This window comes from Nonomuraea sp. NPDC051191, from assembly GCF_044455665.1.
Taxonomy (GTDB): Bacteria; Actinomycetota; Actinomycetes; order Streptosporangiales; family Streptosporangiaceae; genus Nonomuraea.
In genome coordinates, this window is the sequence record NZ_JBITEZ010000009.1 from 392,061 (window position 1) to 407,410 (window position 15,350).

Genomic DNA, 15,350 nt, shown 5'->3' on the forward strand with positions numbered 1-15,350 from the left:
TGGCTTGCCCTGGCTCGTTCTCCCTTTCCGTCCCCGCAGGGCTCCTGCGAGCTTTTACGCTCAGGCGTGTCGATCCCGCCTCGCGGCGCTCGCGGAGAGTGACGGCCCCGGGGTGCGGCATCGGTTCGCCCGCACGGTCCGCGTATGCGCCGGCACATCGTGCGAATGGTGTGAACCTCGCCTTACTAGGCAGTAACCGCAGGAAAGAACAGTTTTCGCCGACGCCGGTATGGATGTTTCGGGCCTGCGAGTGAGGCTCTTAACTCCGAGTGGAACAGGAGCCTCACCGGCTTCGTCACGTGCCCTGGCGAATGCTCTTAGTAGTGGCATGCTCTGCTCCATGGCAGTCGTGCCCGCTCCCCGACCCCTCTTGGGAGCCGTGCTTCTGTTGTTCGTCAGCGCCGCTTGGGGGTCGGCGTTCCCGCTGATGAAGGACCTCATTCTCCGGTTACCTGTCGAGGACCTGCTGGCCGAGCGGTACCTCGTCGCGGCGCTGACGCTGCTGCTCATCCGGCCTCGCTGCCTTCGGGGGCTGTCGCGCAGGACGTGGGTCAACGGGCTCGTGCTGGGGCTGCTGTTCGGTGTCGGACAGACCGCTCAGGCGCTCGCGCTGCACAGCCTGCCCTCCGCGGTGTCAGGGTTCGCCGTGGGGTGCAGCGTGGTGATCACGCCCGTCCTGGCCCTGGTGATGTTCAGGAGCCGGGCGCCGCGGCGGGTGTGGGCGGGCGTGGTACTCGCCATGGCCGGGATGACCGTGTTCACGCTGCTGCGCGGGGTCGAGGACCACGAGGTCTCGCTGCTCGCGCTCGGCGTCACGCTCTCGGCCGCGGCGCTCTACTCGGCCCACACGCTCATGCTCGCCGAGCTGTCCAAGAAGGGCGAGCGCTTCCAGGCGTACGCGCTGACCACGATCCAGCTCTTCACCATCGGGCTGCTCACCGGGGGCTTCGCGTTGCGCGGCGGGATCACGCTGCCGTCCAGCCTGCCCGACTGGGCGATCCTCGCCCATCTGGCCGTGGTGTCGTGCGCCCTGGGCTTCCTGGCCCGCTCGTACGGGCAGAAGCACGTGCCGGCGGTGCCCAGCGCGATCATGATGTCCTCGCAGCCCCTCTGGGTGGCCGCCATCGCGGTCATCTGGTTCCACGAGCAGGTGGGCTGGAGCATGGTGATGGGCGGCGGGCTCATGGCCGCGGCCATGCTGCTGGCCCTGCCCGAGAGGGCAGCCAAGGGAAAAGTGGACCAGCCGGGCAGGCGCGACCTGCTGGCGGTCTCCCGCCGTGCCGCACTGGTGCTGGCCGACCTGCGGATCAAGCGTGAGGAACGGCTGCCTTTGGAGCCGGGGCCGGCGCCGTTCATCGCCAAGAGCGCATGCGGGGACGTCGAGTCGTGCCCGTGGAACGCGCACGCGCTGAAGGGCGGCGGCGAGCCGAGCCTGGAGCGGCTGATCGAGCGGGCGACCGCGATCGTCCGCGCCAAGAAGTTGCCGGGGCCCGGCTGCTGCCAGTCCGTCACGCTGGTCGGGCGGTGCCTGTGCACGTTGATGGAGGAATCGGAACAGACGCGGGTCGCGGCGGTCGAACATTGGTTTCGGTCTCAATAGGCTGCGGGACGCACACAAAAGCCAGGTGCTACTTATTCGTTAAACCACCACCTATTCCCTATAAATCTTGATATCCGGTTGAGTGTCCGAATAATGGGAAATCACACCCATCGGAGAGGCACGTCATGAAGCGCATCGTCGTCCGTAAGCCAGGCACCGCGAGGCTCGCAGGGACCGCAGGCGTCATCCACAAGGGGTGACCGGGGACAGATCCCACCTCAGCGTCCAGGGCGGGCCACCTGCCCGATGGGGGGCCGTACGGCTGCTGATGCCGGTGATGGACGCGCATCGCCGGCCACGCGGCCCCTACACCGTGGGCGCCGCCCTGCTGCGCCGTCTGGTGCCGGGCGCGCCGCCCGAGCTGGTCGCGGCGTACGACATCGAGATCCGGGCGGCCGCACCCGAGCTGGCCGCTCAGGTGCCCGCCCGGCGCATGACCATCGACGCGGGGCTGCCCGACGAGGAGCGCATCCTGGTGCCGGCGCCCCGCCGGACGCTGAGGCTGGCCAACGGGATCGCCGAGTTCGTCCGGGCCGCCGTGCCGCCGGGCTCGACGCTCGCGGTGTGCAACGGCGCGCACGCCGACCCGACCGACACCGAGCTCCTGGACGTCCTGACCCGGCGCGTCCCGGCCGGCACGCTCACCGTCCTGGTGTACGCCGACGGGCCCGAGCCGCCCCCCGACGAGCGTGCCGCCGACGAGCTGTGGCCCCTGGTGGACCGTTGCATGCGCGAGGGCTTCCTGCACGCCGCGGCCGAGCTGGGCGAGCGGGGCCTGGATCGTACGGAGCCGGGGGAGGCCCGGTGGTGGCGCTTCGCCCAGCGCACCGCCACCGCGCTCGGCGGCCTCGGCCGCGTCCAGGAGGCGCAGGCGCTGTGGGACCACGTACGCGCGGCCAGCCAGGACCCGGTCGTGCACGCCGCCGCCGCGTACGGGACGGCCATGCTCGACGCCCGCCACCCCGACCCCGCGCGGCGCGACCTGGGCCGGGCCCGGCGCTGGATCAACGAGGCCATCGCCATCGCGGGGCTGCTGCCCGACCCCCTGGAACGGGCCTTCAAACTCGGCTTCGACCGCAACGGCCTGGCGCTGATCGAGCTGCGGAACGGACGGCCGCAAGCCGCGCTGTCGCTGGTGGAGTCGGCCATCGAGCTGGCCGCCGAGCTGGGCGACCGGCACCCCGTGCACCGGATGGTGCTGCTGGCCAACCGGGCCCAGCTCCTCGCCATGCTCGGCCATCCCAAGGAGGCCCTGGAGGACTACACCGCCGCCATCGCCATCGACCCGGCCTTCCCCGACACCTATCTGGAGCGCGGGAACCTGCTGTTCGGGCTGGGGCTGACCGAGGAGGCGCTGGCCGACTACGAACGGGCCATGCGGGCCGGGCCGCCGCTGCCGGAGGCGTACTACAACCGGGCGGAGCTGCGTACCGTGCGGGGTGAGGTGGCGGGGGCGCTGGCGGACCTGGGCACGGTGATCGAGCTGGACCCCGCCTACCTGGACGCCTACGTCAACCGCGCCGGGCTGCTGGCGGCGGCGGACCGGGACGAGGAGGCCAGGGCCGACGTCACGGCCGGGCTCGCCCGCGCGCCGGAGAACCCGCACCTGCTCACCGTGCTCGGCCAGCTGGAGACGGCGGCAGGCCGCTTCGAGGAGGCCGCGGCGGCCCTTGACCTGGCCCTGGAACGCGCTCCCGAGCTGGCCGCCGCCTGGGGGAACCGGGGCGTGCTGCGTTACGCCGCGGGCGACGCCGAGGGCGCGGTCGCGGATCTGAGCAGAGCCGTCGAGCTGGACCGGCAGCCCGACCTGTACGCCAACCGCGCCGTCGCCCTGCGCGCCCTGGGCCGAACCGCCGAGGCCGAAGCCGACGAGCTCCGCGCGACCCGCTCCGCCTGACCACGGCCGCTTCGCCTGGCAGCGACGCGTTCCTCCTGACCACGGCCGCTCGCCTGGCCCGTTCCTCCTGAGGGCGGCCGGTTCACCTGGCAAGCGGCCCGTTTCACCTGGCAGCGGTCTGTTCCTTCTGGCGGTGGGACGATTGATGTATGACGGGGCGTATTGGGCGAGCTGCGGGGGTGTGCGGGGCGCTGGGGGTGTTGTGGTGGGCCACCGCCCGGCTGACGTGGGCGGGCGTCGGCTGCGCCGACTGGGACTGCCTGGCCCCGGCCCTCGGCGTCCTCCTGGCGATCAGCCTGGTCATGCTGGCCGGGGCCGCGTACGTGCTGGACCGCGTGGACGTGCGGCCCGCGCGGCGGGCGGCCCTGGTGGCCGCCGGGGCGGCGGTGGCGTTCTGGGCCACCGGGAAGCTGCTGCCGTCGTGGCCGTCCACCGCCGCGCACGCCGTGGGCGCCGCGGTCGTCTTCGCCGGGGCGGGAGCCGTCGCGGCGTTCGTGACCGGGCCGGGGCTCGCGCCGCGCTGGCGGGTGCTGATCGCGCTGACCCTGGCCGCCCTGCCGTGCGGCGTGTTCGCCGTGCTCTGGTTCGGCCTCGGCGGCTGACGACCGAACGCGGCTGACGACCGAACGCGGGCGACGACCGAACAGCGGGTGACGGCCCGGAGCGCCTGGTCGTCGGGAGCGGTCAGGCGGGGAACACCTGGACGTGGTCGGCGGCGACCCGCAGGCGCACCTCGTCGCCGGGGGACAGGCCGGCGGCGGCCCTGGAGGGCAGGTCGGCGAAGATCACCGAAGGGCCCGCCTGGGCGTACACGCGGGTGGTCGCGCCCAGGAACACCGTCACGTCCACGACCGCCCGAGCCCCCGGGCCGTCCTTGGCCAGCTCGACGTCCTCGGGGCGGAACATGCACAGGACGCGGGGAGCGGGCGCCTCGACGTCGAACGCGCCGCCCGCGGTGACCCGGCCGTCCACCGCGTCGAGTTCCAGGGTGTTGCGGTTGCCGACGAAACCGGCGGCGAAACGGGTGGAGGGGGCGGTGTAGATCTCGGCGGGCGGTCCGCACTGCTCGATGTCGCCGGCGTTCATCACCGCGACCCGGTCGGAGATCGCCAGCGCCTCGGCCTGGTCGTGGGTGACGAAGACGGTGGTGATGCCGACCTGGTGCTGGATGCGGCGGACCTCGTCGCGCAGGCGGTGGCGTACCTGGGCGTCCAGGGCGGACAGGGGCTCGTCCAGCAGCAGCACCTCGGGGCGGGGGGACAGCGCGCGGGCCAGGGCGACGCGCTGCTGCTGGCCGCCGGAGAGCTGGTTCGGCAGGCGGTCGCCGAGGTGGTCGAGGCCGACGAGGTCGAGCATCTCGTCCACGCGGGCCCTGACCTCCTCCTTCGGCCGCTTCCTGACGGTCAGGGGGAAGGCGACGTTGCCGCGTACGGTGAGGTTGGGGAACAGCGCGTACGACTGGAAGACCATGCCGATGGGCCGCTTGCGCACCGGCACGCCCGCCATGTCGGCGCCGCCGATCGTCAGCCGCCCGCCGTCGAACCCGGTCAGGCCCGCGATGCAGCGCAGCAGCGTGGTCTTGCCGCAGCCGGACGGCCCGAGCAGGGCCAGCATCTCACCCTGCTCGACGCTGACGCTCACGCCGTTGAGCGCGGTGTGGCCGGCGTAGCGCTTGGTGATGCGGTCGAGTACGACGTGGCTCATGGAGTGGTGCCCTTCTGGACCGGAGCGGTGGCCATGGACGCGCTCACCCGGCCGCGGCCGAGCCAGACGACCAGCGCGGACAGCGCGAACAGCAGGCCGAAGGTGAAGATGGTGACGACGGCCAGCGCGTTGGGGTCGCCGAGCGTCCGGGAGACGAACTGCCTGGCCGACCAGAGCGGCAGCGTCTCGTAGCTGACGCCGGTGAGGATCTTGGCGAGCGCGAACTCGTTCATGGCGGTCGCGATGACCAGCAGCGCGCCGGAGACCACGCCGCCGCGGATCGCCGGGAGGATCACCCTGATCAGGGTGGCGGCGGGCCCGGCGCCGCACGTGGCGGCTGCCTCGCTGAGCCGCACGGCTCCCGCCGCGAGCAGCGAGCTCTCCACCGCCCGGTACATGAACGGGAACGCGATCGCCGCGGTCGCGGCGGCCAGCAGCCAGAACGTGCCGAACAGCTCGGGCGCGACCGACTTGGTGACGAGCTGGAGGCCCGCGCCGACGACCACCCACGGGATGGCGAACGGGATCACCGAGATCGTCTGGACGATCGACCCGATGCGCGGGTTGTGCACGACCGACCAGTACGCGGCCGGCACGACGAGCACGATCTCGATCACCACGACGACCGCCGAGAGCACGAGCGAGCGGCCGAGCGCGGCCATGACGTCCGGCTTGGCGAACACGCCGGTCCAGTGGGCCAGGGTGTAGCCGTCGGGCAGCGGCGTGTCGGTCCAGCGGGTGGCCACGGAGTACAGCAGGGCGGCCAGCAGCGGCAGCCCGAAGTAGACGGCCAGCAGGCCGAGGAAGACGCGGCGTCTCACAGCCACCTCGCAGCGCGCCTGAGCGAAAGCCGGTAGAGCAGGGTCGCCCCGATGGCCAGGATCATCAGCAGCACCGACAGCACGGCGGCGCGGCCGAGGCCGAACACCGAGGACTCCAGCGTGGTGCCGATCTGCAGGGTGATGAGCTTGGTCGCGCTGGGGGAGGAGCCGATGGCGTACGCGACGGCGTAGACGCCGATCGTCCAGGTGAAGACGAGCAGCCAGCCCGCGATCACGAACGGGGAGAGCACGGGCAGGCCGACGTACCGCCAGAACTGCCACCTGGTGGCGTGGCAGACCGCGGCGGCCTCCTGCCAGTCGTCCTTGAGCACGCTCAGCGCGGGCAGGGTGAGCAGCACGAACATCGGGATGTTGAAGTACAGGTAGACGACGTTCATGCCGTTGAAGGAGCCGAGCGAGGGGAACGGGTTGTCCTCGATCCCGAACAGGCCCTTGAGCACGAGCGTCAGCATGCCGGTCGAGCCGATCAGCGCGACGAAGCCGAAGGCCAGGCCGATGCCGGCGAAGTTCGAGGCGACGTTCATCAGCGACAGCCAGAAGGCCCGGCCGCCGAGGCGCATCCGGGTGATGAGCCAGGCGGCGGGCGCGCCGAGCGCGGTGGCCAGCGTGGCCTGGGTCAGGCCGAGCGCGAGCGAGCCGCCGATGGCCTGGCGGTCCACCGGGTTCCCGGCCACCTTGACGATGTGGTCGAAGCCGTAGCTCCCGTCGGGCAGGGCGAAGGTGTCGTGCAGCAGCCGCAGCGCCGGCAGGACCAGGGTGGCCAGGGTGAACAGCAACAGCGGCAGGGCCGGGCCCCAGGCGGTGAACAGCTTGCCCGGGACCCTGCGACGGGCGGCCGGTGGAGCCGCCACGGACTCCGTGATGTGGGACGTCACGCGAGGACCTTCGCCTCCCAGTCGGCGACGATCTGCTCCGGATTGACCTTCGTGATCTCGATCTCCTTGACCGGCGCGTACGACTCCTCGGGCAGCCAGTTGGCCTTGGCGTCGGCGGGGAGCCGGAGGTCGCCGTTGAGCGCGCGGATCGGCCGGGCGCCGAACTTGGCGAACAGCGTCTGGGCCTCGTCGGAGAGCACGTAGTCGAGCAGGCCCTTGAGGAAGTCGCCCTTGGCGGTGTTGTACTTGTTGATCATCATTCCGGACGGCGACCAGACCGAGCCGTCGGAGGGGATGACCACGTCCACGTTGACGTTCTTGGCCTTCAGGGCGGCCTTCTGGGCCAGGCCGTTGAAGTCGTAGTTGATCTGGATGGGGGCCTCGCCCTTCTCCAGGGTCTCCTCGCTCATCTTGACGTCGCTGAGGTTGCCGGCGTCCTTGAGCTTCTTGAAGTAGGTGTAGGCGGGGGTCAGGTCGTCCACCGAGCCGCCGTTGGCGACCGCGGCGGCGACGACCATGGCCTGGCCGGTGCCCGACGAGGCCGGGTTCTTGATGGCGATCTGGCCCTTGTACTCGGGCTTGAGCAGGTCCTGCCAGCTCTTGGGCGGGTTGCTCACCTTGTCGGTGTTGACGACGAACGCGGGCGCGCCCACGAACGTGGCGACCCAGCCGCCCTTGCCCTTCTGCCAGTCCTTGAGCTTGCCCGCCGACGGCGGCAGGTACGCCGGCACCACGCCCTTGGCCTCGGCCACCGGCCCCCACATCAGGCCGATGTCGCTGGCCGTGCCGATCGGGTTGTCCTTCTCGGCGTCGAACTTGACGATCTCCTCCGAGGAGGACATGTCGGTGTCCTTGTGGGCGCAGGCGCCCTGGTACTTGGCGCAGAACGTCTTGACGACCTCGCCGTAGTTGGCCCAGTCGGGGGCCAGGCCGTAGGTCGGCAGGTCCTTGCCCTGGGCGGCGATCTTGCCGGTGTCCGGGGCGGCGGACCAGTCGTATTCACCGGCGCCGGCCGAACTGCCGCACGCGGTGAGGGCGAAAAGGGATGAGGCGGCAATTACCGCCCATGTGCGATGCTTCATATGGACCCTCGGTTAATTCCCGGTAAATTCGACAAGTGCCGTGAGCAGGTCTTTTCCCCGGCATGTCTAGTGCAGCGGAACGGTCCGGCCAACGTGTGATTTGCCTATCGCCGCTATAGGCAGACTCATATAACGGCTGCCTATCGGGGGCATCGGTCTAATCCCCCTTGTCCGGAACATCCCTGGCCATGAGGCTTTGCCCTACTAGAAGTTGACCGGAAAGGAACCCGATGGCGACGATCCCGAGTCGCTACCTGCTCAACCACATCGGCGGCGAATGGCGTGCCCCCGAGAGCGGGCAGACCCGGCCGAACATCAACCCCGGCGACCTCTCCGACCACATCGGGGACTTCGCCGAGTCCGGTGGCGCGGACGTCGAGCTGGCCGTGGAGGCCGCCGCCGCGGCGATGCCGGAGTGGAAGGGGCTCGGGCCGATCAAGCGCGCCGAGTTCCTGCGCGCCGCCGAGCGCCTGATCGAGGAGCGGGCCGAGGACTTCGCCCAGGCGATCACCCGCGAGCAGGGCAAGCTCATCAAGGAGGCCCGCGGCGAGGTCAGGCGGGCCCTGGCCATCCTCGACTTCACCGCGGGCGAGGGGCGCAGGCTGAAGGGCGAGACGCTGCCCGCCGAGGAGCCGCGCACGTTCTCCTACACCTTCCGAGCGCCGATCGGCGTGGTCGGCCTGGTGACGCCGTGGAACTTCCCCCTCGCCATCCCCATGTGGAAGGTCGCGCCCGCGCTGCTGGCCGGGTGCGCGGCGGTGCTCAAGCCGTCGCCGTTCACGCCGCTGACCTCCGCGCTGCTGGTGGAGGCGTTCGTGGACGCGGGCGTGCCCGCCGGGGTGCTCAACCTCGTCCAGGGCGACATCGCGGCGGGCGAGGCGCTGGTGACGCACCCGCGCGTGGCCGGGATCAGCTTCACCGGCTCGCTGCCCGTGGGCCTGGCCATCCACCAGGCCGGAGCGCCCCGGCTGCTGCGCACCCAGCTCGAACTGGGCGGCAAGAACGCGGTCCTGGTGCTCGCGGACGCGGACCTGGACAAGGCGGTCAAGGCCACCGCGTTCGGCGCGTTCGGGCAGTCGGGACAGCGGTGCAGCGCCACGTCCAGGGTGATCGTCGACCGTTCCGTCAAGGAGGAGTTCCTGTCGCGGCTGGTCGCCGAGGTGGCCGGGCTCAAGGTGGGCCCCGGCCTGTCGGACGGGGCCACGATCGGCCCGGTCGTGAACGAGGCCCGCATGCGCGCCTGCCTGGACGCGGTCAAGGCCGCGCAGGAGTCCGGCGCCAAGGTCGCCATCGGCGGCGAGCGGCACACCGAGGGCGTGCCCGAGGGCTGCTACGTGCAGCCGACCGTGCTGCGCGACGTGCCCTGGGACAGCGAGATCGCCCAGGAGGAGATCTTCGGCCCGGTGTTGTCCGTGGTGGACTGCGACGGCTTCGACGACGCCATGCGCATCTCCAACTCGGTCCGGTACGGCATGAGCGGCACGATCTTCACCCAGGACCCGGCTACCATCTTCGAGGCCCTGGACCGCTTCGAGGCGGGCATGCTGCACGTCAACCGGCCCGGCGTCGGCGCGTACGCGCACCTGCCCCACATGGGCGCCAAGTTGTCGCAGTTCGGCCCGCCCGAGTGCTCGCCGCAGGTCTGGGACTTCTACACCGAGTGGCGGTCGGCGTGCATAAGTTACTGACGGCCGCCGAGGCCGTCGCCCGGCACGTCCCCGCCGGGGCGGTCGTCGGGATGGGCGGCCAGAACATCAACCGCTGCCCGATGGCGCTGGTGCACGAGGTGATCAGGCAGGGGATCGGCGGGCTGACCGTGGTCGGCTGCAACCTGTCGCTGCCGCTCGACATGCTGGTCGCGGCGGGCCTGGTGGTCCGCACCGAGCAGGGCACCGGCAACCTGGAGCGCTACGGCACGCTGTTCGCCTGGCGCCGGGCCGTCGAGCGCGGCGAGGTCGGCGTCGGCGATCATTCGCACCTGGCGATGGCCACCCGCTTCGCGGCGGGGGCCATCGGGGTGCCCTTCCTGCCGACGCGCAGCCTGCTCGGCACCGACCTGCTCGCCGACCTGGTGGCGGAGGGCATGGCGGTGGAGTCGGCCGATCCGTGGACGGGGCAGCCGGTGGTGCTGCTGCGGGCGATGACGCCGGACGTGGCGATCATCCACGCGAACCGCGCCGACCTCTCCGGAAATGTCGTGATCGAGGGGGTTACCTCCCATGAGGTGGACATGGTCCGGGCGGCCCGCGCCACGATCGTGTCGGCCGAGGAGGTGCTGCCCGCCGGGGCGTTCGCCGACCGGCCCGAGCGGGTCACGATCCCGGAGGCGTACGTGACCGCGGTCGTCCACCAGCCCTTCGGCGCCTTCCCGACCTCCGTCTACCGCGAGTACGACTTCGCCGAGCCGGAGATCAAGGAGTACCAGGCGCTGGGCCGGGCCGGGGACGCCGAGCTGCGCGAGTGGATCGGGGCCAACCTGGGCGCGTCTTTCGACGATCACCTCCAGGCCCGCGACCCGGCGGGCACGCTCCGGGACGGGCTGACCGAGCAGATGAGGAGGCTGGTGTGAGCGCGTCCGGGGAGTGGGCCGCCCTGCCGAGGGAACTGCTGGTCGTCGAGGGCGCCCGGCAGATCCGCGACGGCGACCTGGTGATCGTCGGCACCGGCCTGCCGCTGCTGGCCGCCACGCTCGCCCAGCGCACCCACGCGCCGGAGGCCAAGCTCGTCATCGAGTCGGGGGTGATGTTCCCGAAGGTCGTGCCGACGCCGGTGTCCGTGGTCGATCCGCGGCTGATGCACGGCGCCGCGCGGCACGGGTCGTTGTTCGAGGCGCTGGGCGGGCTGGTCCAGCGCGGGCTGGTCCGTACGGGCTTCCTCGGCGGGGCCCAGGTGGACGAGTACGCCAACATCAACTCCACCTGGGTCCCGAGACCGGACGGCTCTCGGGTGCGCCTGCCCGGCAGCGGCGGGGCCAACGACATCGCCAGCCACTGCCGGCAGGTGGTGATCCTGACCGACCACGAGAGGCGGCGCTTCCCCGCCCGCTGCGACTACGTCACCAGCCCGGGGTTCCTGGGCGGGCCGGGGGAGCGGGCCAAGGCCGGGCTCGGGCCGTTGCGCGTCAAGGTCGTCACCGACCTGTGCGTGATGGAGGCCGAGGACTCGGCGCTGACCGTGACGGCCCTCATGCCGGGGGCGAGTGTTGCGGACGTACTAGAAAACACCGGCTTTACCCCGAAATTTCGGGATTCGTTGGAAATTGTGGTGCCGCCGGCCCCCGAGGACCTCCGCCTGCTGCGCGAGGAGATCGACCCGGCGTGCGTGTACTTCCCTGAAAGGAAAGCCCGTTGACCGACAAGAAGCCGTTCGCCTGGGAGACGGCGATCGCCTGGAAGAACAAGGACCGGATCGTCGTGCGCGGGTACGACGTGAACGAGCTGACCGGCAACATCTCCTTCGCCGAGCACTTCCACCTGGTGCTGCGCGGCGAGCTGCCGACCCCCGAGGTGGGCCGGATGACCGAGGCGATCCTGGTGAACATGGCCGAGCACGCCATGTCGCCGTCCTCGGCCACCGTGCGCTTCGCCACCTCCGGCGGCGCCGAGCTGAACGCGGCCGTCGCGGCGGGCGTCGCCGGCATCGGCCGCCTGCACGGCACCGCCGACCGGCCCGCCGAGCTGTTCCTCGCGGTCGGGCAGCGGGCCGAGCGCGACGGGCTGAGCGACCAGGAGGCCGCCGCCAAGGTCGTGGCCGAGATGCGCGAACGCCGCGAGCGCATGCCCGGGTTCCACCACGCCCAGCACATCCGCGACCCGCGTACCGCCCGCCTGCTGGAGCTGTCGGACGAACTGGGCGTCACCGGCCGGTACGTCCGCATCGCCCGCGCGATGGAGGACGCCACCGAGGACGTCTTCGGCCGCCGGATCTGGATCAACGGCCCAGGCTCGATGGGCTGCGTCGGCCTCGACATGGGGTACGAGCCGTTGCAGCTCAAGGCCATGTTCATCGTGTGCAGGTCGTTGTCGTTGTGCGCGCACTCGATCGAGGAGATGACCAGGGAGAAGGGCTGGCGGGCCTCCACCAACTCCGACATGGTCCAGCCGCTGGACCTGTCGATGCAGGGCCCGGACCACTACGACGGCCCGGCCGACCGCGCCCTGGCCTGACCCCGGGCCTGACCACCGGCCTGATCACTGGCCGGATCACTGGCCGGATCACTGGCCGGATCACTGGCCGGATCACTGGCCGGATCACTGGCCGGATCACTGGCCGGATCACTGGCCTGACCGCCGCCGGCACCTCCGCGCCGACCCTTGACACCCGCGTTCTCCAGGATCAAGGTGGTGTTCCGTATACGGAACAAGCGTGGAGGTGCAGTCATGCGGCCCAACTCCCGGTTCGCGCAGGTGCAGCCGTTCGACATCGACAAGGTGGCGTCCGCCGCCGGGGCCGACCCCGACGTCCTGCGCCTGGAGAACCTGGACACCGACGTCCCGCCGCCGCCGGTCGCGGTGGCCGCGACCAGGCGGTCCCTGGAGGAGGGGACGGGCAACAGCTGGCTGCCGTTCACCGGCCTGCCGGTGTTGTGCCAGGCGGTCGCCGCCGAGCTGCGGGCGCGTACCGGGGTCGACTACGACCCGTTGCGGCAGGTGTGCATCACCTCGGGCGGCACGTCGGCGGTGATGCCGGTGCTGCTGGCCACGACCGAGCCGGGCGAGCCCGTGGTGCTCACCGACCCCACCTACGCCGGGCTGCTCCAGCGGGTGCGGCTGTCGGGCGCGCGTCCGCACCTGGTGCCGCTGCGGGTGGAGGGCGGCCGCTGGCGGCTGGACCGCGAGGCGCTCGGCCGGGTGCCCGCGGCGGCGGCACTGCTGCTGATGAGCCCGTCGATGCCGTCGGGCGTGGTGTTCGACCGGGAGGACTGGGAGGCGGTCGCGCGGGTCTGCGAGCGTACGGGCGCGTACCTGATCTACGACGCCGCCATGGAGCGCATCGTCTTCGACGGCCACCCGCGCGTCAACCCGTGCCAGGTGGACGGCCTGGCCGAGCGCACGATCATCATCGGGTCCATGTCGAAGGAGTACCGGATGATCGGCTGGCGGATCGGCTGGGTCGCCGGCCCGGCCGACATCATGTCCCGGATCATGGTCGCGACCATCTACAACACCACCGTGGCCAGCGGCTACCACCAGTACGGCGCCGCCGCCGCGCTCACCGACCCGGCCGGCGCGGGGGTGGCGGAGGCGGCGGCCGAGTACCAGGCCCGCCACGACACCGTGGTCGCGCAGCTCGACGGGCTGCCGGTGGTCCGGGCGGGCGGCGGCTGGTCCGTCCTGGTGGACGCCGAGGCCATGGGGCTGACCGCCGCCGACCTGTCGGCCCGCCTGCTGGAACGCGGGCGCGTCGCGGCCACCCCCATGACGGCCTGGGGCGAGAGCGTCGCCCCCCGGTACGTCCGCCTCGTCTACAGCGCCGAGCCGGTCGGGCGCCTGTCGGACCTGCGGGCCCGTTTCGAGTCGGCGCTCGGCTGACGGGACTGACCGGGGCTCAGCGGGCCAGGCGGTCGCGCAGGAAGCCCTCGAACGTGCGCAGGCCGGAGTGGCGGGCGCGGAGGGCGGCGACGTCGGCCTGGTAGCCGCTCTCCAGGAACCACTCGTACATGCGCTCCCCGCCGGTCGGGGTCTGCTCGAACCGGGTGGGGGTGCCGGTGACGCGCTGGTAGATCTCGGCGAGCTCCGGCCCGGTGCGTTCGTCGCCCGCCAGCTCCAGCGCCCGGCCGGCGTACTCGTCGGGATGCTCGAACGCCTCCGCCGCGAAGTGGCCGATGTCCTCGGGCGCGACGAGCTGCATGCGCCGGAACGGCAGCGCGATGACCCGCTCGTCCCCGGCGGGCTCGGCGTAGTACAGCAGGTTCGTCATGAAGAACACCGGCCGCAGGACGGTGGCCCGCAGGCCCAGCTCCGCGAGGTGCCGCTCGATCGCCCACTTGCTCGCGAAGTGCTCGATGCCGGTGTCGCGCTCGGCGCCGCCGACCGAGCTGTAGACCAGGTGGGCCAGGCCCAGCCCGGCGGCCAGGTTGGCGACCGCGACGCCCTGGCGCACCTCGCGGGCCAGCTCCTCCTCGGTCAGGGCGAGGGCCTGCACGCTGAACACGCCGTGCACGCCCGTCATGGCGGCCCGCAGGGAGGCGGGGTCGTCCAGGTCGCCCTTCGCCAGGGTGGCGCCGAGCGCGGACAGGGCGCGGGCGGCGGGCGAGGCCGGGTCCCTGACCAGGGCGCGGACCGTCCAGCCGCGTTCCAGGAGCGTCCGGGCCACCGCGCCGCCCTGGTTGCCGGTGGCGCCGGTGACCAGGATCGTCCTGGCACGGGCGGGCAGCAGCAGCGACTTCCCGGTGACCTTGCGGGCCTCGACGGCGGCGTGCGCCTCGGCCGCCGACTCCAGGGGCAGCACGTTGCCGACCGTGGGACGAAGGCGGCCGGCGGCGGCCAGCTCCAGTGCCTCGCGGGCCAGCTCACGCGGGTCGGCCGAGGGCCAGGCCACTGCGGTCACGCGGGGGTCGGGGGTGGTCATCGGGCCGCCGGCCATGCCGTACGCGCTGAGCCGCCCGCCGTCCTTCAGCAGTGCCTGCGCCTGGGCGCCGACCTCGCCACCCACGCCGTCGAAGACGACGTCCAGGCCGCCGGTCGCGGCGCGTACCTCCTCGGCCCAGCCCGGGACGGTGTAGTCGACCGTCAGCTCGGCCCCGAGGCGCGCGGCCAGGTCGCGCTTGGCGGCGCTGCTCGCCGCGCCCACCACGCGTGCCCCCGCGGCGCGGGCGAGCTGCACCAGCAGGCTGCCCACCCCGCCTCCGGCGGCCTCCACCAGTACCCATTCGCCGGGCCGCGGCGCGGCGGCGCGGGTCAGCCCCACGGCGGTGCGCCCGTCGGCCAGCAGCGCCACGGCGTCCAGCGCCGACAGGCCCGGGGGCAGCGGGATCAGGTCGTCGGCGGCGGCCACCGCCAGCTCGGCGTAGCCGCCCCGGCCGCCGAGCGTGGTGACCACCCGCGTTCCCACCAGCGCCGCGTCCACGCCTTCGCCCACCGCCAGGACGGTGCCCGCCACCCCGTTCCCCAGGATCGCGGGCAGCTCGGCCCGTCGCGGCCCCCGATCGGCGCGCACCTGCGTCTCCACGAACGTGATGCCCGCGACCGCCACCTCGACCAGCACCTGCCCCGGCCCCGCGACGGGATCGGGCACCTCCTCCACGACCAGCGACCCGGGACCACCGAACCGCCGCAGCACCACCGCACGCATGACAATCCTCCCTAGTCGGAGCGCTACGCTCCGACAAAGTACGGTATATCGGAGCGC

General features: G+C 72.1%; 13 protein-coding genes. 8 read left to right on the forward strand and 5 right to left on the reverse strand.

Translation table 11 applies throughout. The features are described 5' to 3' along the window. The first annotated feature begins 379 nt into the window (after positions 1–379). From ACIA8R_RS27300 to ACIA8R_RS27310, 3 genes are all read left to right on the forward strand, one after another. Positions 380–1,600 carry a DMT family transporter gene (locus tag ACIA8R_RS27300; protein WP_357705143.1) on the forward strand — a complete coding sequence of 407 codons (1,221 nt, stop codon included), beginning with the start codon at positions 380–382 and terminating at the stop codon, positions 1,598–1,600. Between the two features lie 196 nt (positions 1,601–1,796). Continuing rightward, the gene (locus ACIA8R_RS27305) at positions 1,797–3,497 is read left to right on the forward strand and encodes a tetratricopeptide repeat protein (RefSeq protein WP_397041087.1); all 1,701 of its coding nucleotides are present in this window, start codon (positions 1,797–1,799) and stop codon (positions 3,495–3,497) included. A 149-nt stretch (positions 3,498–3,646) separates the two neighbouring features. Next, positions 3,647–4,099 (forward strand): hypothetical protein, encoded by a 453-nt coding sequence (locus ACIA8R_RS27310; protein WP_364092285.1) that lies wholly within the window; start codon positions 3,647–3,649, stop codon positions 4,097–4,099. A gap of 82 nt (positions 4,100–4,181) precedes the next feature. On the opposite strand, the gene ACIA8R_RS27315 is transcribed toward ACIA8R_RS27310, so the two are convergent. From ACIA8R_RS27315 to ACIA8R_RS27330, 4 genes are read right to left on the reverse strand one after another with little or no spacing between them, the layout of a single operon-like run. Next, on the reverse strand, positions 4,182–5,201 hold the full coding sequence (locus ACIA8R_RS27315; RefSeq protein ID WP_364092287.1) for an ABC transporter ATP-binding protein: 1,020 nt from the start codon (positions 5,199–5,201) through the stop codon (positions 4,182–4,184). Beyond that, entirely contained in the window at positions 5,198–6,022 is an 825-nt protein-coding gene (locus ACIA8R_RS27320; protein ID WP_357705151.1) for an ABC transporter permease subunit, read from the reverse strand. Before ACIA8R_RS27320 ends, ACIA8R_RS27315 begins: the two co-directional genes overlap by 4 nt. Then, a complete protein-coding gene (locus tag ACIA8R_RS27325; protein WP_397041089.1) occupies positions 6,019–6,918 on the reverse strand; it encodes an ABC transporter permease in 900 nt (299 codons plus the stop codon). The genes ACIA8R_RS27320 and ACIA8R_RS27325 overlap by 4 nt, the downstream gene beginning before the upstream one ends. After that, positions 6,915–8,000: an extracellular solute-binding protein gene (locus ACIA8R_RS27330; protein WP_397041091.1), complete on the reverse strand. Its 1,086-nt coding sequence runs from the start codon at positions 7,998–8,000 to the stop codon at positions 6,915–6,917. The genes ACIA8R_RS27325 and ACIA8R_RS27330 overlap by 4 nt, the downstream gene beginning before the upstream one ends. A gap of 230 nt (positions 8,001–8,230) precedes the next feature. On the opposite strand from ACIA8R_RS27330, the gene ACIA8R_RS27335 reads away from it, so the two are divergent. The 5 genes from ACIA8R_RS27335 to ACIA8R_RS27355 all read left to right on the forward strand — a co-directional run bounded on the left by ACIA8R_RS27335 (position 8,231) and on the right by ACIA8R_RS27355 (position 13,531). Next, a complete protein-coding gene (locus tag ACIA8R_RS27335) occupies positions 8,231–9,688 on the forward strand; it encodes an aldehyde dehydrogenase family protein (RefSeq protein WP_397041092.1) in 1,458 nt (485 codons plus the stop codon). Then, complete coding sequence (locus tag ACIA8R_RS27340) at positions 9,673–10,569, forward strand: CoA transferase subunit A (protein ID WP_397041094.1); 897 nt, start codon at positions 9,673–9,675, stop codon at positions 10,567–10,569. The genes ACIA8R_RS27335 and ACIA8R_RS27340 overlap by 16 nt, the downstream gene beginning before the upstream one ends. Continuing rightward, entirely contained in the window at positions 10,566–11,351 is a 786-nt protein-coding gene (locus ACIA8R_RS27345) for a CoA-transferase subunit beta (protein ID WP_397041095.1), read from the forward strand. The genes ACIA8R_RS27340 and ACIA8R_RS27345 overlap by 4 nt, the downstream gene beginning before the upstream one ends. After that, a complete protein-coding gene (locus tag ACIA8R_RS27350) occupies positions 11,348–12,166 on the forward strand; it encodes a citrate/2-methylcitrate synthase (RefSeq protein ID WP_357705163.1) in 819 nt (272 codons plus the stop codon). The genes ACIA8R_RS27345 and ACIA8R_RS27350 overlap by 4 nt, the downstream gene beginning before the upstream one ends. A gap of 213 nt (positions 12,167–12,379) precedes the next feature. Beyond that, the gene (locus tag ACIA8R_RS27355) at positions 12,380–13,531 is read left to right on the forward strand and encodes a pyridoxal phosphate-dependent aminotransferase (RefSeq protein ID WP_397041096.1); all 1,152 of its coding nucleotides are present in this window, start codon (positions 12,380–12,382) and stop codon (positions 13,529–13,531) included. A 16-nt stretch (positions 13,532–13,547) separates the two neighbouring features. Here ACIA8R_RS27355 and ACIA8R_RS27360 read toward each other — a convergent pair whose 3' ends face one another. Continuing rightward, a complete protein-coding gene (locus ACIA8R_RS27360) occupies positions 13,548–15,293 on the reverse strand; it encodes an NmrA family NAD(P)-binding protein (RefSeq protein ID WP_397041098.1) in 1,746 nt (581 codons plus the stop codon). Positions 15,294–15,350: the final 57 nt, after the last annotated feature.

Bases quoted from the DNA above. Each gene is read 5' to 3' on its own strand.
- ACIA8R_RS27310 (WP_364092285.1), top strand. From the start codon at position 3,647: ATGACGGGGCGTATTGGGCGAGCTGCGGGGGTGTGCGGGGCGCTGGGG.
- ACIA8R_RS27315 (WP_364092287.1), bottom strand. From the start codon at position 5,201: ATGAGCCACGTCGTACTCGACCGCATCACCAAGCGCTACGCCGGCCAC.
- ACIA8R_RS27330 (WP_397041091.1), bottom strand. From the start codon at position 8,000: ATGAAGCATCGCACATGGGCGGTAATTGCCGCCTCATCCCTTTTCGCC.
- ACIA8R_RS27335 (WP_397041092.1), top strand. From the start codon at position 8,231: ATGGCGACGATCCCGAGTCGCTACCTGCTCAACCACATCGGCGGCGAA.
- ACIA8R_RS27355 (WP_397041096.1), top strand. From the start codon at position 12,380: ATGCGGCCCAACTCCCGGTTCGCGCAGGTGCAGCCGTTCGACATCGAC.
- ACIA8R_RS27360 (WP_397041098.1), bottom strand. From the start codon at position 15,293: ATGCGTGCGGTGGTGCTGCGGCGGTTCGGTGGTCCCGGGTCGCTGGTC.